17 protein-coding genes are annotated in these 20,586 nt (G+C 75.2%); 9 read left to right on the top strand and 8 right to left on the bottom strand.

Translation table 11 applies throughout. From position 1 onward, the window contains the following. The first annotated feature begins 2 nt into the window (after positions 1–2). A complete protein-coding gene (locus EMA09_RS01975) occupies positions 3–1,511 on the top strand; it encodes a PLP-dependent aminotransferase family protein (RefSeq protein WP_129838273.1) in 1,509 nt (502 codons plus the stop codon). Between the two features lie 7 nt (positions 1,512–1,518). On the opposite strand, the gene EMA09_RS01970 is transcribed toward EMA09_RS01975, so the two are convergent. Beyond that, positions 1,519–2,013 carry an Lrp/AsnC family transcriptional regulator gene (locus tag EMA09_RS01970; RefSeq protein ID WP_129838271.1) on the bottom strand — a complete coding sequence of 165 codons (495 nt, stop codon included), beginning with the start codon at positions 2,011–2,013 and terminating at the stop codon, positions 1,519–1,521. Positions 2,014–2,267: 254 nt separating this feature from the next. Here EMA09_RS01970 and EMA09_RS01965 point away from each other — a divergent pair, with 254 nt between their 5' ends. Beyond that, entirely contained in the window at positions 2,268–2,747 is a 480-nt protein-coding gene (locus EMA09_RS01965; protein ID WP_240796193.1) for a DUF2000 domain-containing protein, read from the top strand. Positions 2,748–2,784: 37 nt separating this feature from the next. On the opposite strand, the gene EMA09_RS01960 is transcribed toward EMA09_RS01965, so the two are convergent. After that, a complete protein-coding gene (locus tag EMA09_RS01960) occupies positions 2,785–4,494 on the bottom strand; it encodes a bifunctional 3'-5' exonuclease/DNA polymerase (RefSeq protein ID WP_129838267.1) in 1,710 nt (569 codons plus the stop codon). Between the two features lie 67 nt (positions 4,495–4,561). Next, positions 4,562–5,407: a class I SAM-dependent methyltransferase gene (locus EMA09_RS01955; RefSeq protein WP_129838265.1), complete on the bottom strand. Its 846-nt coding sequence runs from the start codon at positions 5,405–5,407 to the stop codon at positions 4,562–4,564. 50 nt (positions 5,408–5,457) lie between these two features. Here EMA09_RS01955 and EMA09_RS01950 point away from each other — a divergent pair, with 50 nt between their 5' ends. Next, positions 5,458–6,057: a TetR/AcrR family transcriptional regulator gene (locus EMA09_RS01950; RefSeq protein WP_129838263.1), complete on the top strand. Its 600-nt coding sequence runs from the start codon at positions 5,458–5,460 to the stop codon at positions 6,055–6,057. 39 nt (positions 6,058–6,096) lie between these two features. Here the strand turns inward: EMA09_RS01950 and EMA09_RS01945 are convergent, their stop codons facing one another. After that, positions 6,097–6,525: a hypothetical protein gene (locus EMA09_RS01945; RefSeq protein ID WP_129838261.1), complete on the bottom strand. Its 429-nt coding sequence runs from the start codon at positions 6,523–6,525 to the stop codon at positions 6,097–6,099. Positions 6,526–6,686: 161 nt separating this feature from the next. Then, positions 6,687–7,511 (bottom strand): DeoR/GlpR family DNA-binding transcription regulator, encoded by an 825-nt coding sequence (locus EMA09_RS01940; RefSeq protein ID WP_206305885.1) that lies wholly within the window; start codon positions 7,509–7,511, stop codon positions 6,687–6,689. Positions 7,512–7,645: 134 nt separating this feature from the next. Between EMA09_RS01940 and EMA09_RS01935 the strand changes: the two genes are divergently transcribed. Then, positions 7,646–10,003, top strand: a complete 2,358-nt coding sequence (locus tag EMA09_RS01935) for a hypothetical protein (protein ID WP_129838257.1) — start codon at positions 7,646–7,648, stop codon at positions 10,001–10,003. A gap of 16 nt (positions 10,004–10,019) precedes the next feature. Here the strand turns inward: EMA09_RS01935 and EMA09_RS01930 are convergent, their stop codons facing one another. Continuing rightward, positions 10,020–12,464: a right-handed parallel beta-helix repeat-containing protein gene (locus tag EMA09_RS01930; RefSeq protein WP_129838255.1), complete on the bottom strand. Its 2,445-nt coding sequence runs from the start codon at positions 12,462–12,464 to the stop codon at positions 10,020–10,022. Positions 12,465–12,836: 372 nt separating this feature from the next. Between EMA09_RS01930 and EMA09_RS01925 the strand changes: the two genes are divergently transcribed. Next, positions 12,837–14,246 carry a family 2B encapsulin nanocompartment shell protein gene (locus EMA09_RS01925; RefSeq protein ID WP_129838253.1) on the top strand — a complete coding sequence of 470 codons (1,410 nt, stop codon included), beginning with the start codon at positions 12,837–12,839 and terminating at the stop codon, positions 14,244–14,246. Between the two features lie 203 nt (positions 14,247–14,449). Next, a complete protein-coding gene (locus tag EMA09_RS01920) occupies positions 14,450–15,838 on the top strand; it encodes a family 2B encapsulin nanocompartment shell protein (RefSeq protein ID WP_240796192.1) in 1,389 nt (462 codons plus the stop codon). Positions 15,839–15,876: 38 nt separating this feature from the next. On the opposite strand, the gene EMA09_RS01915 is transcribed toward EMA09_RS01920, so the two are convergent. Then, positions 15,877–16,506 (bottom strand): DUF6643 family protein, encoded by a 630-nt coding sequence (locus EMA09_RS01915; RefSeq protein WP_129838251.1) that lies wholly within the window; start codon positions 16,504–16,506, stop codon positions 15,877–15,879. Positions 16,507–16,751: 245 nt separating this feature from the next. Here EMA09_RS01915 and EMA09_RS01910 point away from each other — a divergent pair, with 245 nt between their 5' ends. Both EMA09_RS01910 and EMA09_RS01905 read left to right on the top strand, forming a co-directional pair. Next, the gene (locus EMA09_RS01910) at positions 16,752–18,044 is read left to right on the top strand and encodes a TerD family protein (RefSeq protein WP_129838249.1); all 1,293 of its coding nucleotides are present in this window, start codon (positions 16,752–16,754) and stop codon (positions 18,042–18,044) included. A 22-nt stretch (positions 18,045–18,066) separates the two neighbouring features. Continuing rightward, positions 18,067–18,846 carry an aspartate/glutamate racemase family protein gene (locus EMA09_RS01905; RefSeq protein WP_129843781.1) on the top strand — a complete coding sequence of 260 codons (780 nt, stop codon included), beginning with the start codon at positions 18,067–18,069 and terminating at the stop codon, positions 18,844–18,846. Positions 18,847–18,865: 19 nt separating this feature from the next. On the opposite strand, the gene EMA09_RS01900 is transcribed toward EMA09_RS01905, so the two are convergent. Continuing rightward, positions 18,866–19,456, bottom strand: a complete 591-nt coding sequence (locus tag EMA09_RS01900) for a helix-turn-helix domain-containing protein (protein WP_129838247.1) — start codon at positions 19,454–19,456, stop codon at positions 18,866–18,868. Positions 19,457–19,565: 109 nt separating this feature from the next. Between EMA09_RS01900 and EMA09_RS01895 the strand changes: the two genes are divergently transcribed. Then, entirely contained in the window at positions 19,566–20,501 is a 936-nt protein-coding gene (locus tag EMA09_RS01895; protein WP_240796191.1) for an alpha/beta fold hydrolase, read from the top strand. Positions 20,502–20,586 lie beyond the last annotated feature (85 nt).

Raw genomic sequence — 20,586 nt, 5'->3', positions numbered from 1 at the left:
CGATGACGGAGTGGACCTCGACGGTGGGTGCCGGGCAGCTCGCCCGTCTCCTCGGTTCCCAGGGACCCGGCGGCGACGCGCCGGGGCGGCGCGGCCGGCCCGCGTACCGCGCCCTCGCCGACGGGATCAGGCTGCTCGTACTGGAGGGCCGGCTGCCCGTCGCCGCCCGGCTCCCCGCCGAGCGGGAGCTGGCCGGCGCGCTCCGTGTCAGCCGCACCACGGTGGCGACCGCGTTCGAGAGCCTGCGGGCCGACGGCTTCCTGCGCTCCCGCCGCGGGTCGGGGAGCTGGACCGCCGTCCCGGCCGGCCGCGCCCTGCCCGCCCGCGGCCTCGAACCGCTGCCGCCCGAGGCCCCCGGCGGGGCCATCGACCTCGGCTGCGCGCAACTGCCCGCCCCCGAGCCCTGGCTCTCCCGCGCCTTCGCCGCCGCCCTGACCACGCTGCCGCAGGCGGCCCGCACCCACGGCGACTACCCGGCGGGACTGCCCGCGCTGCGGCAGGCGCTGGCCGACCGCTACACCGCGCGCGGCGTGCCCACCATGCCCGAGCAGATCATGATCGCCACCGGCGCCATGGGTGCCGTCGGCGCGATCTGCCGGCTCTTCGCGCCCGGCGGCGACCGGGTGGCCGTCGACCAGCCGTCCTACGCCAACGTTCTCCAGCTCCTGCGGGAGAACGGCGCGCGTCTCGTGCCGGTGCCGATGGGGGAGGGGCTCACCGGCTGGGACCTGCCCGCGTGGCGCCGCGTCCTGAGCGAGGCGGCCCCCCGGCTGGCGTACGCGATCGCCGACTTCCACAACCCGACCGGCGCGCTGGCCGACGAGGAGCGCCGCCGCGATCTCGTCGCCGCGGCCCGCTCGGCCGGCACCGTCCTCGTCGTCGACGAGACGATGGCCGACCTGACCATCGACCGCGATCCGGGCGCGCTGCCCCTGCCGGTGAGCGCCTTCGACCCGGGCGGGTCCACGGTCGTCACGGTCGGCTCGGCCAGCAAGTCGGTGTGGACCGGGCTGCGCATCGGGTGGGTGCGGGCCGCGCCCGAGCTGATCCGCCGCCTGGTGGCCGCGCGGGCGTGGGCCGACCTCGGCAGTCCCGTGATGGAGCAGCTCGCCGTCACCTGGCTGCTCACCGAGGGCGGCTGGCGTGCGGCCCTCGCCGAGCGGCGCGAGGAGCTGCGGCGCAACCGCGCCGCGATGGTGACGGCGCTGCGGGACCGGCTGCCGGAGTGGGACTTCGCGGTGCCGGGCGGCGGGCTCACGCTGTGGGTGCGCACCGGCGGGCTGTCGGGGTCGCGGATCGCCGACGCGGCGGAGCGGCTCGGGGTCCGGGTGGCGTCGGGGCCGCGCTTCGGGGTGGACGGGGCGTTCGAGGGGTACGTCAGGGTGCCGTTCGTCGTGGCCGGGCCGGTCGCCGCCGAGGCCGCCGATCGGCTGGCGGCGGCGGTCGAACGGGTCGCGGGCGGCACGGTCGCCGGCGCCGGCCTGACGACGCCCGCGGGCTACATCTCCTGACCCCGCATCAGCGGGCACCGCGGGAGGGGCGGCGGCGGTCGGGCACGGCAGGCTCGATGCTGCGGGACTGGACGTGCTCGTAGGCCATGGTGGTCTGCACGTCGGCGACCTCGCGGCGCTCGGTGAGCCGGTCGATGACGAAGGCGTACACGCTGTCCACGTCCGGGACGGCCACGTGGATGAGGAAATCGTGGCTGCCCGAGGTGACGAACAGGCCGATCACCTCGGGCAGCCGCGCCGCCCACTCCCTGAACCCCTCGATGACGGGGCGGGCCGGCGGCCGGATGCGCACCTGGATGAGGGCCTGCACCGGGCGGCCGGCCGCGTCGAGGTCGAGGGCCGCGTGGTAACCGGTGATGACGCCGCGCTCGCGGAGCAGCCGCACCCGCTCCAGCGACGTGGAGGGCGACACCCCGGTCTTGGCGGCGAGGTCGCGGTTGGTCTGCCGTGCGTCGTTCTGCAGCTCCCGCAGGAGCGCGCGGTCCAGCGCATCCAGTTCCATGGGCCGCACTGTATGCCGAACGAAGTGCGGTGCGGCGGGCGAGCACCCGGGGCTCGCTCCGGGGACTCAGGGGTCATCCGTCCGCCGCCCCGCACGAACGGGGAGTGTTCGCCGGGATCGCCGCATCTCGTTCGGCGGTCATGGCGGGTGACGGCTGATCGGAAGACGATGTGCGGCATCCCGTCTTCGTCTCCACACTTCTGCTTACCGTTGCGGTGAACAGCCGAACGATTGCGGGAGATCAGATGTCTGTGGTGAACGAGTCCGGTGCGGCAGTGGTCGGCTTCGCGCCCGATGAGGTGGACTTCAGCCTCTCCACCCGGCAGGCGCGGCTGAAATGGGTCGTGGTCGTCGACGCCGGCCTGCCCCCCGGGCGAGCCGTCAACGCGGCCGTCTGCGCCGCGGCCCCCACGGCGGCCGCCGTCGCCGGTCTGCTGGGGGCCGGGGCGCCCGACGCGGAGGGCACCGTGCACGCGGGGCTGCCCTGGCTGGGCTGCTCGGTGCTCGCCGCCGACACCGCCACACTGCGTGCCGTACGGGACCGGGCGGCCTCCCGTGCCGACACGTTCGTCGCTGACGTGCCGGCCGCCGCCCAGAGCACCCGCGTCTACGGCGACTTCCTCGCCGCCGTGGGTGGAAGCCGGACCGGGGACCTGGAGTACTGCGCGGTCAGCATCGTCGGCCCGCGCAACCCGGTCGACCGGATCGTCGGCCGGCTGCCCCTCCTGTCCTGAACCTGCGGCGCCCGGGCGGACGGGCGCCCGGCACGCGTCAGTCCTTCGCGTCCGCGTAGCAGTCGACGACGGCCGTGGTGCAGGGGAAGCGGACCGGTGTCGCGCCGAACGTCATCCGGCCCGCCTCGTCCGCCGCCGCCCCGATGGCGTCGGCGACCGCCGCCGCCTCCTCGGCCGGGCAGTGCACGATCACCTCGTCGTGCTGGAAGAACACCAGCTCCGCCCGGTGGCCGCGCAGCCGGCTCCGCAGCGCCGCGAGCATCAGCAGCGCCCACTCGGCGGCGCTGCCCTGGACGACGAAGTTGCGCGTGAAGCGGCCCCTGGCGCGGGCCGCCGGAGTCGTACCGGGACGGGACGGTCCGGCGGCGCCGCCGTCGGGTGCCCCGCCCTCGTCCTCCCAGGTGCCGTCCGGTGGGGCCGCGGGGCAGGTGCGCCCGAGCCAGGTGCGGACGAGGCGGCCCTGCTCGCCCGCCCGGGCGGCGTCGTCCACGTAGGCCACCGCCCGGGGGAAGCGGCGCCGCAGATCGGCCAGGCGGGCCGGTCCATCGCCCGACGTCTGCCCGTAGATGGCGCCGAGCAGCGCCAGTTTCGCCGCGGCGCGGTCGCCGGAGAAGCCGCGCCGGGACAGCGCCGTGTAGAGGTCGCCGCCGTCCCCGGCCGCCGCCATGAAACCGGGGTCGCGCGAGACGGCGGCGAGGACCCGCGGTTCCAACTGGTCCGCGTCCGCGACGACGAGCCGCCACCCCGGGTCCGCGACGACCGCCCGCCGCAGCACCCGGGGGATCTGCAGCGCGCCGCCGCCGTGCGTCGTCCACCGCCCGGACGGTGCGCCGCCGGGGACGTACGCCGTGCGGAAGCGGCCGTCGCGCACCCAGGAGCGCAGCCACGACCAGCCGTGCGCCGTGTGGATGCGGTACAGCTTCTTGTACTCGAGGAGGGGCTCGACCGCCGGATGGTCGACCGACCGCAGCTCCCAGGCGCGCGTCGAGCGGAGCCTGATCCCCGCGCCCGCGAACGCCCGCAGCACGTCCGCCGGCTGGTCGGGCCGCACCCGGACCCCCGGCCCGAACGCCGCCGAGACGCGGTCCGCCAGCTCCCCGAGCCGCCGGGGCGGGGCGCCTCCCGGGTAGCGCTCACCGAGGAGGTCGTCGAGCAGCGCCCGGTGCACGTCGGCCCGCCAGGGGAGCCCGACCCGGCCCATCTCGGCGGCCACCAGGGTGCCCGCCGACTCCGCCGCGAGCAGCAGCCGCATCCGGCCCGGCTCGGCGACGGCCGCCGTCCTCGCGAGCTGTCCGGCGTACACGTCGAGCAGGGCGGTCAGCGGGTCGGCGTCGCCCGGCAGGGGAGCGGGGGCCGTCTCGAACAGGGACGGCTGCCCCATGTCCGGCGCGCCCGCGGGCAGGTCGGCGGGGACCGGCAGGCGGTGGCGCCGGGCGTAGGCGGCGCTCAGCGAGCGCGGCAGGCCGTGGGCGCCCTCGTGGCCGAGCAGGAGGGCCTCGGCGGCCTCCACGTCGTAGCACCGCTCGACGCGCCCGCCCGTCTCCAGGATCCGCGGATAGACGGCCGCGGTGGACCGCCACACCCACCGGGACACCCGGGGGCGGGCGCGGACGGCCGCCGCAGGGCCGGGCTCGGCGGTGACCGGACCGGCCCGGCCGCCCCGCTCGTCCAGCGGGCAGACGCGGACCGAGCCGTCGGCGTGCTCCGCCATCGCCCACCGCGCCCCCGGCACCTCGCTCTCGCTCATGTGTGCGAGTGTGGCATCCGGCACTGACAGCGCACGCGCTCCCTGCCGGGCGGTCACCCGTACGGCGTCACGGGCGGTCGGTGGCCGCCGCGCCGCCGGTCCGTACCGCCGCGACCGCCACGGTTGCGTAGCCCATCACGAAGCTGCCCCCTGCCGCGTCGATGACGGAGCCGATGCCGGCGAGCACCTCGTCCAGCTCGGCCGGCGGGAACCGGGTGAAGGCGCCCTGGGTGGGGAGCTGGTCGAGCCACTCGTCCCGCGTGTAGGTGTGCTCCCAGTCGAAGCGCCACCGCTCGGGTCCGGCGAACGCGCCGGTGCCCCGTATGCCGTCGGCCGCCCGGTCGCACAGCGTCCCGTACCCGTCGACGGCGGATCCGGCCCACTGGCGGGCGGCGAGCGAACCGGGCGCCACCCGCTCGCAGACCCCGGCGAAGGACTCGGCCATGCCGGCGAGGGGCCGGCCCGCGTTCCAGAACAGGGCCAGCAGGCCGCCGGGGCGCAGTGTCCGCGCGGCCGTCGCCGCGCCGGCCTCCGGGTCCACCCAGTGCCAGGTCTGGCCGGCGACGACGGCGTCGAACGTCCGCCCCGCCGGATCCCAGGTCTCGAACGGCGCCACCTCCGTCTCAAGGCCGCGGCGCCGCGCGAGTTCGGCCATCCGGGGGTCGGCGTCGACGCCGAGCACGCGGCAGCCGGCGGCTTCGAGCTGCCGGGCCACGATGCCGGTGCCGCAGCCGACGTCGAGCACGTCGGGTCCCGGGGCGGCGGCGGTGATCCGGTCCACCAGGGCCTGGGGGTAGCGGGGGCGTGCGCGGTCGTAGCGTTCGGCGTCGGCGCCGAACGACTCGGCCACCTGCCGCTGCCGATGGATCGCGTGGTCGGGACGGGGGGAACTCCCCGGAGGTAGAGTGGGCATGCGCCCACTATGAGTGGGCAAGTGCCCACTCGTCAAGGAGGAGATGCGCGGTGCCCACGGGAACAGCCATCCGCGACGTCCGTGACCAGCTCTTCGACGCCGCGGAACGCGTCCTGCTCCGGGACGGGCCGAGCGCGCTCACCAGCCGCGCGGTCACCGCCGAGGCCGGGTGCGCCAAGGGCGTCCTGCACCGGCACTTCGCCGACTTCGACGCCTTCCTCGCCGAACTCGCGCTGGACCGGGCCGCCCGGATGGAGCGCCGGGCCGCCGACCTGCGCGAGTCCGCCGGGACCGGCACCGTCGCCGACAACCTCGCCACGGCGCTGACGGACCTGCTCGGCCCCGTCGCGGTGGCGATGGTCGGCCTCATCACCTCACGGGACGGCCTGCGCGCCCGGCTGCGCCAGACCTGGCCCGTCGGTGTGCCCCTCCTCACCGACGCGGCGGCCGCGGTCGCCGCCTATCTGGCCGCCGAGTCGCGGCTCGGCCGCGTCCCCGCCGACGCGGAGACCGGAACGCTCGCCCCCACCCTCATCGGGGCCGCGCACATGCTCCTCGCCGACCGGCAGGCCGGCCCGCCGGACGCGGGCGCCGTCCGCAGGATCGTGCTCACGGTCGTCCCCGGTGCGGAGCAGGAGCCCCCGGGGTGACGCCACGGAGCACGGCGGGACGCCGGACCGGCTGAACGTTCATGCGTGCGCCGACCAGGGGAGACGCCGGGCGCGCTCCCCGGGCTGGTCCGGCATGCCCGGCAGCGGCAGCGTGAGCCACAGGGTGCGCCCCGCGGCGTCCTCGTGCGCGCGGACGCCGCCGCTGTCGCGCGCCGCGGCGATCGGGGCCGCCGCGCCGCACACGCCCGGCGTGTGGTCGCACACCACCAGGGCGAGCCGGTCCCGCAGCAGCAGGACCTGCACGCGGCAGCGCGCCCCGGGGCCGGCCGGGCGCCGGATGTCGGCGAGGAGCAGGGCGAGAGCCTCGCCGGCGCGGTCGGCGAGCTGGGGGAGCCGCCAGTACCGCAGGTGCGCGGCGAGGATGCGGCGCGCCTGGCCGGCGCGGTCGGGTGCGAGGTCGAAGGCGACGGCGCGATGCGGGCCGGTATCGGCCGGGAGACGGGACACGGCGCACTCACCGATCTGCCGGCCTCGGCCGGCTGCGACGACGGCTGAAGTGTCCGAGTATGGCAGTCCTTGTGGCCCTTCGCCGGAGCTGTCACACGATCGTGTGCTATCGCCTTTCTGGTCGATCCATCACCGTTGCGCGCACGCTGCCCGACCTGTCCCTACGTGTCCTGGCCGCCGGCGATGACCAGCTCCGCGAGGTGGGCCGCAATCTCCTCCCGGTCCGCGTCCGGCAGGGCGGCGTCCGTCACCAGCGTGTCGACCTCGTCCAGCGTCGCGAACGAACTCAGCCCGGTCGTACCCCACTTGGTGTGGTCGGCGACGACCACCACCCGGCGCGCCGAACGGATGAAGTGACGGTTCGTCTCCGCCTCGGCCAGGTTCGGCGTCGACAGGCCCGCCTCCGCCGAGATGCCGTGCACGCCGAGGAACAGGACGTCGAAGTGCAGCGACGCGATCGCCGCGTCCGCCACCGGACCCACCAGCGCGTCGGAGGGGGTGCGCACCCCGCCGGTCAGCACCACGGTCGCCGCGTTCGGCAGCGCGCCGGTCCCCTCCTCGGGCCGCGCGCCGTGGAAGACGTCCGCGACACGCACCGAGTTGGTGACCACCGTGAGATCGGGGATGTCGAGCAGCTCCCGCGCGACCGCGTACGTCGTGGTGCCGCCCGACAGCGCCACCGCGCTCCCCGGCGCGGCGAGCGCCGCGGCGGCCCGGGCGATCGCGTTCTTCGCCGACGGTTCGAGTGCCGACTTCGCCTCGAACCCCGGCTCGTGCGTCCGGCGTTCCGCGACCGGGACGGCCCCGCCGTGCACCTTCTCCAGCGCGCCCTGCCGCGCCAGCACGTCCAGGTCGCGCCGGACCGTCATGTCGGACACCTGGAGCATGCGGGTCAGCTCGCTCACCCGGATGCCGCCGCGCCGGCGCACCTCGTCCAGGATGAGCGCGCGCCGCTGGCCCGCCAGCAGATTCTGGTTGTCGCTCACAAGACCTCCCGCCTCCCTCGACTCGCCGGGGGTCATCCTCGCACGCCCAACTTCCGTCCACCGTGGACGGTTCGCGGTCGTTGGCAACGGAGAGACACAGAGCAGGAGCAGCCAGCGAACCCGGGGGACACCGCATGGGAACCGCCGACGAGACCGCAAGCACCGTCCCGCCGCCCGACCCCGCCGTCGAACTCCTCGTGCACGGTGTCGGCGGCACCACCCCCCAGGCCATGCTGGAGTCCGCCTGGACCGCCCGCGTCACCGGCGACGGCACCGCGAGCCTGCACCGCAGCACCGACGACACGGACGACCGCCCCTGGGACGACGAGCGCCCCCTGCGCGAGGCGTACTGCTGGTCCGGCCTCACCTCGGGGAACGGCGCGCGCGCCCTGTGGCTCCTTCTCCTGCCCTTCATGATCGTCAACCTCGCGCACTGGATGTGCCCCACCGCGCCCGGCGGCACCCGCCACGCCCACCGGCTCTACGCGATCCTCGTCCGCCTCGCGGCCGTCAGCCTCACGGTCCTGTTGACCGCCGGAGCCTGCGTCGTCGCGCTCGACCTCATCGCCTGGCAGTGCGCCGGATCGCCGCTGTGCGCCGACCGCGCGTCCTGGCTCGACCCGGTGTCCGGCGAAGGCTGGTGGGCGCAACCCGGGCGACGCCTCGCCCTCGCCGCGCTGCTGCCCACGGCCCTCGCCGTCCTCCTGTGGTGGCTCTCCCACCGGACCTGGAGCGCCTACGAGTCCGCCTCGCCCCCCGTCCGCCCCCGGCCCGACGGCGGCCGGCGCGCCGCCCTCAGCCTGCCCGGCTTCTGGTACGGCCGCCGCCTCGTCTCCCGGCTGCGCGCCTCCCACACGACGGCCGCCCTGCTGACCGTCGCGACCGCGCTGCTCGCCGCGTCCGAGCCGTTCGACACGAGTGCGTACGGCAGCCCCGTCCTGCACGGCACCGGCATCGCGCTCCTCGTCCTCGCCGTCGCCGGCTGGGGCGTCGTCGTCGCCCAGCAGTTCGTGGCAGAACACATCGAGCAGGAACCCGACGAACGCCCCGACTCGCCCGTGACCCGCCTGCTCCCGTCCGCCGCGGCCGTGCTCCTCGCCGCGGTCGTCGTCCACACCGCCTGGGACCGGCCGCGGTGGATCAGCGGCGGCAGGCTGCCGGCCGGCGGCGGCACCTTCCCCGCGCTGATGATCCTGCAGGGCGTCCTCGTCGTCGGGCTCGCCCTCACCGCCTTCTGGCTGCACCGGCACACCCCGCGCCGCGAACGCGGCGCGCTCCACGGGCTCGGCGGCCCGGCCGTGGCCATGCTCGCCTGCGGCCTCGCCGGCATCCTCACCGGCGGCATCGCCGACCGCGTCGCCGACTGGCTCGACCCGGCCGCCGCGCCCGGCGAGGACGGCTCGGCCATCACCGGGCCGCCCGTCGTCCTCAGCTGGGAGGCCGCCGTGATCCCCGTCGTCCTCGCCGTCGTCGTCTGCCTGGCCGCCGCCGCCGCGCTGCGCACCCGGCGCCTGGCCCGCGACCTCACACCCGGCGTGCGCGACCGGTACCCCGACGAGACCTGTGTCCCCCTGCGCGAACGCAGCGCCCGCATCGCCACGTCCGTCGCCCGCGCCCGGCTCACCGACTCCGCCCCCGCCCTCGTCGGCTGGGTCGCCGGCGCCTGCCTCGTCCTCGGCATGGCCGTGGTCGGCGGCTCCCTCACCGGCGAGTCGCCGACCGAACTCGCCAAGGACATGCCCGCGTTCCCCGCCGCCCTGGTGGACATCTGCCAGGGGCTCGGGTCCTGGCTGATGGGCGCGGGCGTCATCCTGCTGCTCGCCGTGGGCCGCCGCGCCTACAGCGACAGCGGTGCCCGCAGGACCGTGGGCATCCTGTGGGACATCGGCACGTTCTGGCCGCGCGCCGCCCACCCGTTCGCGCCGCCCTGCTACGCCGAGCGCGCCATCCCCGACCTGTCCTGGCGCATGAGCACCTGGGTCGACGCCACGTCGGGCCGCCTCATCATCTCGGGGCACTCCCAGGGCAGCGTCCTCGCCGCGGCCGCCGTCTGGCAGCTCGACGCCGCGACCCGTGCCCGCGTGGGCATGCTGACGTACGGCTCACCGCTGGAGCGGCTGTACGGGCGCTGGTTCCCCGCCTACTTCGGACCCGCGGCCCTGCGCTCCCTCCACCAGGACGTCCCCTGCTGGCGCAACCTCTGGCGGGCCACCGACCCCATCGGCGGCCCGGTCCTCGTCCTCGGCGGCCCGGAGCAGATCCCCGTCGACAAGGGGCCGCTGCCCGACCCCCTCTTCTACGGGCGCAACCTCCTGCGCCCGCTCCCCGAACCCGTCCTCGGGCACGGCGACTACCAGGAGGACCCCGCGTTCGTCACCGAACGGGCCGCGCTCTTCCGCCGCCTCGTGCGGCGCCGCGTCACCCCGCCGATCCCGCTGCCGGGCCAGCCCGCGCCGGACAGCGGCCGGCCCGCCGGCACGGGCGGTCCGTGAGCGGACGACCCTGACCTCAGCGCAGCGGCGGCAGGTCGTCGGGGAAGAGCAGGGACAGATCCTCGGTGCTCGGATCCGCGAGCCGCGCGACCCGGCCGGCGTGCCGTTCCACCATCGCCTCGAACGTCTGCCGCGCCGTGCGCCCGTTGCCGAACGACGGGCCGCGGTCGAGGGCGGTGAAGTACTTCAGCAACGCGTCCCGCGTGCCCTCGCCGAGGTCGTACTCCTGGTCGCCGGCCTGCTGCGTCACGATGCTGAGCAGTTCCTCGGGGGAGTAGTCGCCGAAGGTGATCGTGCGGGAGAAGCGGGAGGCCACGCCCGGGTTCACGGCGAGGAACCGTTCCATCTCGGCCGTGTACCCGGCGACGATGACGACGACCGCTTCGCGGTGGTCCTCCATCAGTTTCACCAGCGTGTCGATGGCCTCGCGCCCGAAGTCCCGCCCGGCGTCCTCGGGGGAGAGGGCGTACGCCTCGTCGATGAACAGCACACCGCCCCGCGCCCGGTCGAACGCCTCCTGGGTACGGATCGCCGTGGACCCGATGTGCTCGCCCACCAGGTCGACGCGGGAGACCTCCACCAGGTGACCGCGCTCCAGCACGCCGAGGGACGCGAGGATCTCGCCGTACAGCCGTGCCACGGTCGTCTTGCCGGTGCCGGGGGCGCCCGTGAACACCAGGTGGCGCCGCACCGACGCGGCCTTCAGGCCGGCCCGGGCACGCCGCCGGCCGACCTCGATCATGTCGATGAGGGCGCGGACCTCGCGCTTCACCGTGTCCAGACCGACCAGGGACTCCAGTTCGGCCAGTACCTCGTCCGAGGGACGCGTGCCGTCCGCCCCGCCGGCCGGTGCGGCCGCAGCGCCCGCGTCCTGCCGGCCGGGCGCCGGTGCCGGAACGGTGGCGGCCACCACGGCGGGCTCGCGCTGCGCCGGGACGGTCGCGAGCGCGGCGGCCTCCGCGGCGCGCTCCCGCGCGTCGGCGCCCGGCGCCGTCGCCTCGTCGCTGTGGCAGTCCGTCAGGACCGGGCTGTCCTCGGCGAAGACGTACCCGCCGCGCGCGCACCGCTCCGTGCGGCAGCGGTTCAGCTCCGTGCGGCAGCCGTCGATGACGTGGAAGCCGTACCCGGCCGAGCCGGTGATCCGGCAGCGCGTGAACCGCCCCCTGCCGCCCGCCGACACGTACACGCCGGCCTCGCCCGGCGAGGTGATCACGCACTCCTCGACCGCCGGGTCGGCCTCCTTCGTGACGATGAACGCCGTCCGCGCCTCCTCGACGGTGCAGCCCGTCACCGTGCCGCCGCTGCCGGCGTCGCGGAACCAGGCGCCCGTCCCGACCCGCCGTATCCGGCAGGCGTCGAGCCGGGCCGTCGCACCGTCGCTGACCGAGACGGCCGAGCCGCGCACGTCGTCGACCTCGCTGTCCACCAGGTCGGCGCGCGACCCCGCGTCCAGCACGAACAGGGCGTCCGGCACGTCGCGCACCCGGCAGGACTCCAGGACGGCCGTCGCGCCGTCGCTGACCCACACCGCCGGGTAGTCCCCGGTGCTGCCGTGGATCTCGCAGTCGTGCGCGTCGGCGTGGGTGCCCGGGTCCCAGACGGACATGCCGTTGCGCCCGAAGCGGTGCACGGCGGTGCGGACGAGGGTGAGGACCGAACGGGACCGCAGGTCGATCGCGTTCTCCGGGATGTCGGTGACCTCGCTGTCGGTCAGCGTGAGCACCGCCTCGGAGTCGAGGCAGACGCCGTCGCCCGTCGTCTCGGCGACCCGGCACTCCGTGAGGTGCGCGGTGGCCCGCTCCGCGAGCCGCACGCCCGTGCCCCGGACGTCCTCGATGCGGCAGTGCACCGCGTCGACCGCGGAACCGTCACCGGTCACGGACAGGCCGGCGCCCCGCGCGCGCCGGACCGTGCACCGCTCGAGACGCAGGTGCGCCGCGCCGCGCACGGCCACGCCCGGCTGCCCCGACTCGGCGATCTCGCACTCCTCGAACAGGCCTCCCGCGCCGTCCCCGACACTGACGCCGGTCCCCGTGGGGTTGCTCACCGAGCACTGCCGCACGGTGGGGCGCGCGCCCGCGCGCACCTCCATCCCCGAGGCCGACGCCGTGTGCACCCGCAGGCCGATCAGCTCGGGCATGGAGTTCTCGACGAGCACGGCCGGCGCCGTCGTGTCCTGGCCCTCGATCCGCAGGTGCCGTACGGTGGCCGAGCCGCGCACGGTCAGCGGTACGCCGTCCAGCGGTGCGATCCGCGCGGGGCCGTCCCGGTCGTCGGCGGGGCCGCGCAGGGTGACGGACTGTTCGATCACGAGGTTCTCGCGGTAGGTGCCGGGCGCGAGGACGAGCACATCGCCGTCGGCGGCGGCGGCCAGGGCTTCGGTGACCGTGCTGTAGACGGCGGTCCTGCGCCGCCATCGTCCCGTACCGGTGTGTGTCACCTGGACCGAGCCCTGAGTCATGGACCGTTGTGCCCCAACCTCGTGCGACGACTGCGCGCGCGATGAGCGCGTCTGGCCGCTCCACCGTAGCGTGCTGCGGGCCGATCGAATGACCGGCGCGGTACCTCTCCGTGCGCGCCCCCGCGGATGCCTCCACGCTCCGCTCACGCGCCTGCGCGCCACCTCACCATAGACCGTCACGTGCGGTCATCAATCGATCGCCGTCCGTGCTCGACGAACGGGCGTTACGCGGCGTTACCCAGTAATTCCCTTGATAAATCCATGAGTTGACCGCTCTTTCGGGTGATTGCCCCCCTTCCGGCCAACCTCTAGTTTCAACGCGGGAACTCCCCCGAATGGCCTGAGAAACACCTGTGATTGGCGGCACGACCCATGACGACTTCGACCGAGCCGACGCCCGAAAACGCGGTGGCCGAACACCCGTTGAGCCTCACCACGGCGGCGGCGCGGAATCTGGCGACCACCACCAAGACGCCGCCCCAGATGCAGGGCATCAGCTCCCGCTGGCTGCTGCGCGTCCTGCCCTGGACGCAGGTCTCCGGCGGCACCTTCCGCGTGAACCGGCGCCTCACCCACACCCTCGGCAACGGGCGCGTCGAATTCGTCTCGACCGGCCAGGACATCCGCATCATCCCCGCCGAACTCGGCGAGCTGCCGGCCCTCGCCGGGTACGCGGACACCGCCGTGCTGGAACGGTTCGCCGCCGCCTTCACCCAGCACGAGGTGCGCCCCGGCGACGCGCTGACGCGGGCCGGCGACCCGGCCGACCGGGTCGTGGTCGTCGCCCACGGCAAGGTCGAACGCCGCGCCCCGGGACCGTACGACGCCGAGACGGCGCACGGCGTCCTGGGCGGCGGCGAGTTCTACGGCGACTGGATCCTCACCGCCGACGACGCCGGCGTATGGCCGCACAGCCTGGTCGCCCTCACCAGCGGCACCGTCCTCACCGCCGACCTCGCCGCCCTGCGCGACCTCGCCGCCGCGGAACCCGGCCTCGCCGCCCACCTCGCCGCCGCCCGCAGCGCGGCCGCCGCGCCCCGCAACGCCGCAGGTGAGGCCGCCATCGCCCTCGCCTCGGGCCACAGCGGCGAGCCGGTGCTGCCGGGCACGTTCGTGGACTACGAACTGGCGCCCCGCGAGTACGAGCTGAGCGTCGCGCAGACCGTCCTGCGGGTCCACTCGCGCGTCGCCGACCTCTACAACGACCCCATGAACCAGGTCGAGGAGCAGCTCCGGCTCACCGTCGAGGCCCTGCGCGAGCGCCAGGAGCACGAGATGGTGAACAACCCCGGGTTCGGCCTCCTCCACAACGCGGACGTCCGCCAGCGCCTCCACACGCGCACCGGCCCGCCCACGCCCGACGACCTCGACGACCTCCTCGCCGCCGTCTGGAAGGAGCCGGGCGTCATCCTCGCCCACCCGCGCGCCATCGCCGCGTTCGGGCGCGAGTGCAGCAGCCGCGGCCTCTACCCCGGCACCGTCGAGCTGTCGGGGCACGCGGTCCCGTCCTGGCGCGGCGTGCCCGTGCTGCCGTGCGACAAGATCCCGGTCACGCCCGAGGGCACCAGCTCCATCATGGCGCTGCGCACCGCGGGGAAGCAGGGCGTCGTCGGGCTGCACCGCACCGGTATCCCGGACGAGTACGAGCCCGGGCTGTCCGTCCGCTTCATGGGCGTGAACGACCAGGCCGTCATGTCCTATCTGGTCAGCGCCTACTTCTCCGCCGCCGTGCTCGTGCCCGACGCCCTCGGCATTCTGGAGGACGTCGAAATCGGGCTGTGACGCCCGCGCTTTCCGTCGCGCAAACGTACGAGAAGCGTTCGGTCATTCGATCGAGTCGCGCGGAATCGCCGTCCGGAACCACCGTGCGGCATTCCACCGCGACGGCCACCGGCCGATGACCCCTCGCGCCGCCGGGCACCGTTTCCCCTTTTCTCCGGTGCCCGGCGGAAGAACCATCCTGTTCCCCCTGGAAGGCACACCGAGTGAACGCCCAGCCCACCGACGACCGGCAGCCCCTGTCCAGCCTGGACACCGCCGCAGCCCGCAATCTCGCCACCACCACCAAGACCCCGCCACAGATGCAGGCGGTCTCCTCCCGGTGGCTGCTCGAGATCCTCCCCTGGGTCCAGGTGTCCGGCGGCACCTTCCGCGTGAACCGGCGCCTCACCCACACCCTCGGCAACGGCCGTGTCGAGTTCGTCAGCACCGGCACCCAGGTGTCCGTCATCCCCGCCGAGCTGACCGAACTCCCGGCGCTCCAGGGCTTCGACGAGGCCGACGCGCTCGCCGCCCTGGCCGAGCGCTGCGTCCAGCGCGAGTACGCGCCGGGCGACGTCATCGCCGCCCTCGGCACCCGCGTGACCGAGGTCGTCCTCATCGCCCACGGCAAGGTCCAGCGCCTCGCGCCCGGCCCGTACGACGCCGAACGCAGCCTCGGTGTCCTCGCCGACGGCGACTTCGACGGCGACCGCGCCCTGACCGCCGGCGGCACCGCCGAGTGGCCGCACACCCTCACCGCCCGCACGCGCTGCACCGTGCTCGCCCTGCCCCTGGACGCCGTCTCCGCCGTCGCCGAGCGCTCCCCGGGACTGCGTGCCCACCTCGACGGTGTCGCCGCCCGCCCCGTGCCCCGCCAGAACCGGCGCGGCGAGGCGGCGATCGAACTGGCCTCGGGCCACAGCGGCGAGCCGGTGCTGCCGGGCACGTTCGTGGACTACGAACTGGCGCCCCGCGAGTACGAGCTGAGCGTCGCGCAGACCGTCCTGCGGGTCCACTCGCGCGTCGCCGACCTCTACAACGAGCCGATGAACCAGGTCGAGGAGCAGCTCCGGCTCACCGTCGAGGCCCTGCGTGAGCGGCAGGAGCACGAGATGGTGAACAACCCCGGGTTCGGCCTCCTCCACAACGCGGACGTCCGCCAGCGCCTCCACACCCGGGGCGGGCCGCCCACGCCCGACGACCTCGACGAGCTGATCTCCCGGCGCCGCAAGACGCAGTACCTGCTCGCCCACCCGCTCACCATCGCCGCCATCGGCCGCGAGTGGAACGCGCGCGGGATCTACCCCGCCACCGTCGAGTTCGAGGGCTCCGCGGTGCGGGCCTGGCGGGGCATCCCGATCCTGCCGTGCAACAAGATCCCCGTCACGCCCGAGGGCACCAGCTCGGTCCTGGCCCTGCGCACCGGGCAGGAGAACCAGGGCGTCGTCGGACTGCACCAGACGGGCATCCCGGACGAGTACCAGCCCAGCCTGAACGTGCGCTTCATGGGCATCAACGACCAGGCCGTCATCTCCTACCTGGTGAGCGCCTACTTCTCCGCGGCCGTCCTGGTCCCCGACGCCCTCGGCATCCTGGAGGACGTGGAGATCTGACCACCGTCCGCGCGCCCGCGCGGCGCGCCCGGTGGCCGCTAGTGGCCCGCCCCCGGTTCCGACCAGTAACCGGGGGACGGGTACTGGTGCTGGGGCTGATGCTGCGGCTGGGGCTGCGCGGGCGCCAGGTAGGGGCTCTGGCCGGCCGCCTGCGTCTGGTAGCCGCCGGGACCCTGACCCGGCATCCGCTCCTGGTGCTGCGGCTGCGGCTGCGGCTGCTGGAACGCGCCGGGGTACGGCCGCGGTGCCGCCGGGCGCGGTGCCGCCGGCCGCATCTGCTGCGGCACGTGCGGCTGGGGGACGCCGGGGCCCGGGCCGCCCGGGAACTGCGGGCGTGCCGGTGCCGTCTGCTGCGGGAAGTAGCCCCCGGGAGCCTGCGCGGCCGGCGCGGGCGCGGGGAGCTGCTGCCGGACGGGCGTGGCCTGGTAGCCGGTGTACCCGCCGGGCTGCTGGTAGGTGGGGGACGACGGTCCTGACGGCAGCGCCGGCAGGGCGGGCAGCGCGGGCTGGGGGGCCGCGTTCGGGAACCCCATGGGCTCGTACGCCGCCGGGACACGGATGGGGGCGATCTGCGGGGTTCCCCGCTCGGCCACCAGCCTGTCGTAGATGGGGGTGTCAGCGAACGACGGTGACGTGTAGCCACCACCGTAAGGGCGCGGGGAGGTCATACCCCATAAGTTAAGCCCACTGTGTGCTTGTTGGGGAGTCCGACGAGAAGGTCATTTGGCGCGGTCCGGTCGGTCCCGCACGCCTTCTCGGAAAGCATTGCGCAAAATTTCCCCGGTGGCATCATCCGATGTGCGCACCGTGCGGTATAGGGGGCTCGCCGGGGGGCCGGCGCCGGGGATGGCATAGTGGGCAGTGGCCGCGGACCACATGGCGTGATCACGCCCCACGACGGAGGAACACCCCGATGCTCAAAGGTGCGAATGTCCCGGTGGCCGCGCGGGCGGTCCGCGTCGAGATCGGCTGGCAGAGCGCGCCGGGCACGCCGGACGTCGACGTGTCGGCGCTCCTGCTGGCCGGGGGCCGGGTCAGGTCCGACGACGACCTCGTCTTCTACAACCAGCCGGCCCACCCCTCCGGCGCCGTCCGGCACGAGGGCAAGCAGCCCCAGGGCGGCGCGGTCGTCGACCGGCTCGCCGTGGACCTCGCCGCCGTCGAGCCGGCCATCGAGAACGTGACGCTCGCCGCCTCGGCGGACGGCGGGACGTTCGGCCGCGTCCCCGGCCTGCACATCCGTGTCCTGGACGCCGACGGCGGCGCCGAGATCGCCCGCTTCGACAGCACGGACGCCACGACGGAGACCGCGTTCGTCCTCGGTGAGCTGTACCGCCGGGCGGGCGGCTGGAAGTTCCGCGCGGTCGGCCAGGGATACGACAGCGGACTCGCAGGTCTCGCCACGGACTTCGGCATCTCCGTGGACGACGCGCCGCCCCCGCCGGCTCCCGCGCCGCCCGCTCCCGTGCCGCCCCCGCCGCCCGCGGCCACGCTGCCGCCGCCCCCGCCCGCCGCCGTCCCGGCCGCCGCGCCCCCGCCGCCCCCGCCCGCCCAGCCCACGGGACCGGTGCGGCTCAGCAAGATCACCCTCACCAAGTCCGCCCCCAGCGTCTCGCTCGCCAAGCAGGGCGCCACGTCCGGCCGCATGCGCATCAACCTCAACTGGCAGCAGCGCACCACCGAGGCCCGCGGCTGGAAGGAGCGCATCAACAAGGCGCTCGGCGGCGGCCTCGACCTCGACCTGTGCGCGCTGTTCGAGCTGACGGACGGGCGCAAGGGCGTGGTCCAGGCCCTGGGCAACGCGTTCGGCTCCCTCCACCAGCCGCCGTACATCCACCTCGACGGCGACGACCGCACCGGCGCCGTCACCCGCGGCGAGAACCTCACGATCAACCTCGACCACGCCCGCGAACTGCGCCGCGTCGTCGTCTTCGTGACGGTCTACTCGGGCGCCAGCGGCTTCCAGGACGTCACCTCCGCCACGGTCACCCTCACCCCGGAGAACGGCGCGCCCGTCGACTTCACCCTCGACGAGTGCACCGTCCCCTCGCCGGTGTGCGTGCTCGCCGAGCTGACCGGCCAGGGCGGCGACCTGACCGTCCGCCGCGAGGCCCGCTACCTGGTGCCGGACCGCGGTGTCAGCCCGCAGCGGACCGTCGACCACGCGTACGGCTTCGGTCTCCAGTGGACGCCGGGACGGAAGTGAGGTCCCGATGACCACGGCACGGGTGAGGGTCGCCCTCGTCGACTCGGGGGTCGGCCTGCTGGCCGCGGCGGCCGCGGTCCGGCGCCTGCGGCCCGACGCGGACCTGGTGCTGTCGTGCGATCCGGACGGCATGCCGTGGGGGCCGCGCGGCCCGGAGGACATCACCGCACGCGCCCTGACGTGCGCCCGCGCCGCCGCCGGGACCCGTCCCGACGCGCTGATCGTCGCGTGCAACACGGCGTCCGTCCACGCCCTGGCGACCCTGCGCGCCGAACTGGAACCGGCGCTGCCGGTCATCGGCACCGTCCCGGCGGTGAAGCCGGCCGCGGCGCGCGGGGAGCCGTTCGCCGTGTGGGCGACCCCGGCCACGACGGCCAGCACCTACCAGCGGCGACTGGTCGCCGACTTCGCCGCCGGGGTGCCGGCCACGGGCGTGCCGTGCCACGGTCTCGCCGACGCCGTGGAGCGCGCCGACGACGCCGCGATCCGCGCCGCCGTCAAGGCCGCCGCCGACCTGACACCGCCGGACATCCGCACGGTGGTCCTCGGCTGCACGCACTACGAGCTGGTCGCCGACCACATCCGCGACCACCTCGCCGCCGCGACCGGCGCCCGCGTGGCCCTCCTCGGATCGGCCGAGGCGGTGGCGGCCCAGGCGCTGCGCCGCGCCGGCCACGCGCCCGCGCCGTCCGCCCCGGCCACCGGGACCCTGACGGTGCTGGCCCTGGGCGAGCCGAGCACGCTCCCGGAGGCGGCGCTGGCCTACCCGGAGGGCCGTCTGCTGGCCGCCGGCGCGGCCTGACCCGGCCGCCGCACCCGGCTCAGACGCCGGGTCCCGCGTCCCGGGCGCCCGCGCCGGTGTCATCGGTGCCGGTCCCGGGCGGCGGCGTCTCGACGGGGAAGAGGATCGGGCTGATCAGGTACCGCGTGCGGCCGGGCGATGGCTCGTTGGCCAGATGGGGGGCGATGGCCTCCCGCATCCCGTCGATCATCCCGCGCAGTTCCCCGGGGCCGAGCCAGACGGCGTGCTGCCGGTAGCCGACCAGGTCGGCCGCCGGGTCGGCCGCCTCGCGGCCGAGATACGCGGTGAATTCGGCGGTCAGGACCGCCAGGGCGGCGGCGAACGCGCTGCGGTGGTCGTCGGGCGACAGGGAATCGGCCGTTGCCGCGTCGATCCCCGCGCGGTCGCGGCGCAGCCGGTAGCGGCGCTCGACCGCGCCGCGCACGCGCCGCTCCGAGGCGACTTCCAGGACCCCGCCGGCCGCGAGCAGGTCGACGTGCCGGTAGACGGTGGCCTTCGAGACGTCCCGGATGCGTTCGCACAGGTCGGCGGTGGTCAGTTCCCTGCCGCCGCGCATCGCGTGAACCACCCGCAACCGCACCGGGTGCGCCATGAGTTCGAAAGCGTCCATCCCGTAATGATCTCATGTCATGCTACCGTTCGCATCACTTGAGAGAGGTTGTGACGGGGTGTCCGACAGTGCTGCGACAGAGTCCATGGCCGGTGCGGATTCCGCCTGGATGCCACCGCCCTACGCCGAGCCCGGCCGCTTCGACGAGCACGAGGTCACCGTCGGCACCGGTCCCTACGCCGTGCCGGGCACGATGAGCGTCCCCCGCGGGCAGGCTCCCGGCCCCGGCGTGGTGCTGCTCGCCGGCGGTGGGCCGTTCGACCGCGACGGGACCAGTGGGCCGAACAAGCCGCTGAAGGACCTGGCATGGGGGCTCGCCGGCCGCGGGACGACGGTGCTGCGCTTCGACAAGGCGACATACGCCCACCGCGAGATGGCCGCGGCGCCGGACCTGACGATGACGCGGGAATACGTGCCGTACGCCGTCGACGCGGTCGGCCTGCTCCGCGGCCACCGCTCGGTGGACCCCGGGCGGGTCTTCGTCCTCGGACACAGCATGGGCGGCAAGGTCGCTCCCGCCGTCGCCGTGGCCGCCCCCGCGGTGGCGGGCCTTGTGATCATGGCCGGTGACACGCAGCCGATGCAGCACGCCGCCGTCCGCGTCGTCAGCCACCTCGCCACCGTGCTCCCCGACCAGGTCCCGCCGGCGGTCGTCGAGACCTTCCGGCGGCAGGCCGCCCTGGTCGACAGCGCGGACCTCACGCCCTCGACCCCCGCGGCGGATCTGCCGTTCGGGCTGCCCGCGCCGTACTGGCTCGAACTGCGTGACTACGACCCGGTCGCCATCGCGGCCGGACTCGGCAGGCCGATGCTCGTCCTCCAGGGAGGACGCGACTACCAGGTCACCGTCGCCGACGACCTCGTGCGCTGGCGTACGGGCCTGGCCGGCCGCCCGGACGTCGACATCCGGGTGCACGAAGCCGACGACCACCTGTTCTTCCCCGGCGCGGGACCGTCCACCCCCGCCGGATACGGCACTCCGCAGCATGTCGATCCCGCCGTCCTCGCCGACATCGCCCATTGGCTCGGCCGCGACCGGAGCTGAGCGTCCGCGCCGCCCGTGGGCCGGCGAATGCCGCGCCCGCCGCCGCTCGGCGCGAGCAGCGCACGGCCTCGGCTCCCGCGCGCGG

The organism is Streptomyces sp. RFCAC02, from assembly GCF_004193175.1.
Classification (GTDB): Bacteria; Actinomycetota; Actinomycetes; order Streptomycetales; family Streptomycetaceae; genus Streptomyces.
The sequence above is the reverse complement of the archived record's forward strand: the minus strand, read 5'-3'. Positions and strand labels throughout refer to the sequence as shown.

Coding starts and splice junctions, on each gene's coding strand:
- EMA09_RS01975 (WP_129838273.1), top strand. CDS start 3: ATGACGGAGTGGACCTCGACGGTGGGTGCCGGGCAGCTCGCCCGTCTC.
- EMA09_RS01970 (WP_129838271.1), bottom strand. CDS start 2,013: ATGGAACTGGATGCGCTGGACCGCGCGCTCCTGCGGGAGCTGCAGAAC.
- EMA09_RS01960 (WP_129838267.1), bottom strand. CDS start 4,494: ATGAGCGAGAGCGAGGTGCCGGGGGCGCGGTGGGCGATGGCGGAGCAC.
- EMA09_RS01955 (WP_129838265.1), bottom strand. CDS start 5,407: ATGCCCACTCTACCTCCGGGGAGTTCCCCCCGTCCCGACCACGCGATC.
- EMA09_RS01935 (WP_129838257.1), top strand. CDS start 7,646: ATGGGAACCGCCGACGAGACCGCAAGCACCGTCCCGCCGCCCGACCCC.
- EMA09_RS01930 (WP_129838255.1), bottom strand. CDS start 12,464: ATGACTCAGGGCTCGGTCCAGGTGACACACACCGGTACGGGACGATGG.
- EMA09_RS01925 (WP_129838253.1), top strand. CDS start 12,837: ATGACGACTTCGACCGAGCCGACGCCCGAAAACGCGGTGGCCGAACAC.
- EMA09_RS01915 (WP_129838251.1), bottom strand. CDS start 16,506: ATGACCTCCCCGCGCCCTTACGGTGGTGGCTACACGTCACCGTCGTTC.
- EMA09_RS01910 (WP_129838249.1), top strand. CDS start 16,752: ATGCTCAAAGGTGCGAATGTCCCGGTGGCCGCGCGGGCGGTCCGCGTC.
- EMA09_RS01900 (WP_129838247.1), bottom strand. CDS start 19,456: ATGGACGCTTTCGAACTCATGGCGCACCCGGTGCGGTTGCGGGTGGTT.
- EMA09_RS01895 (WP_240796191.1), top strand. CDS start 19,566: ATGCCACCGCCCTACGCCGAGCCCGGCCGCTTCGACGAGCACGAGGTC.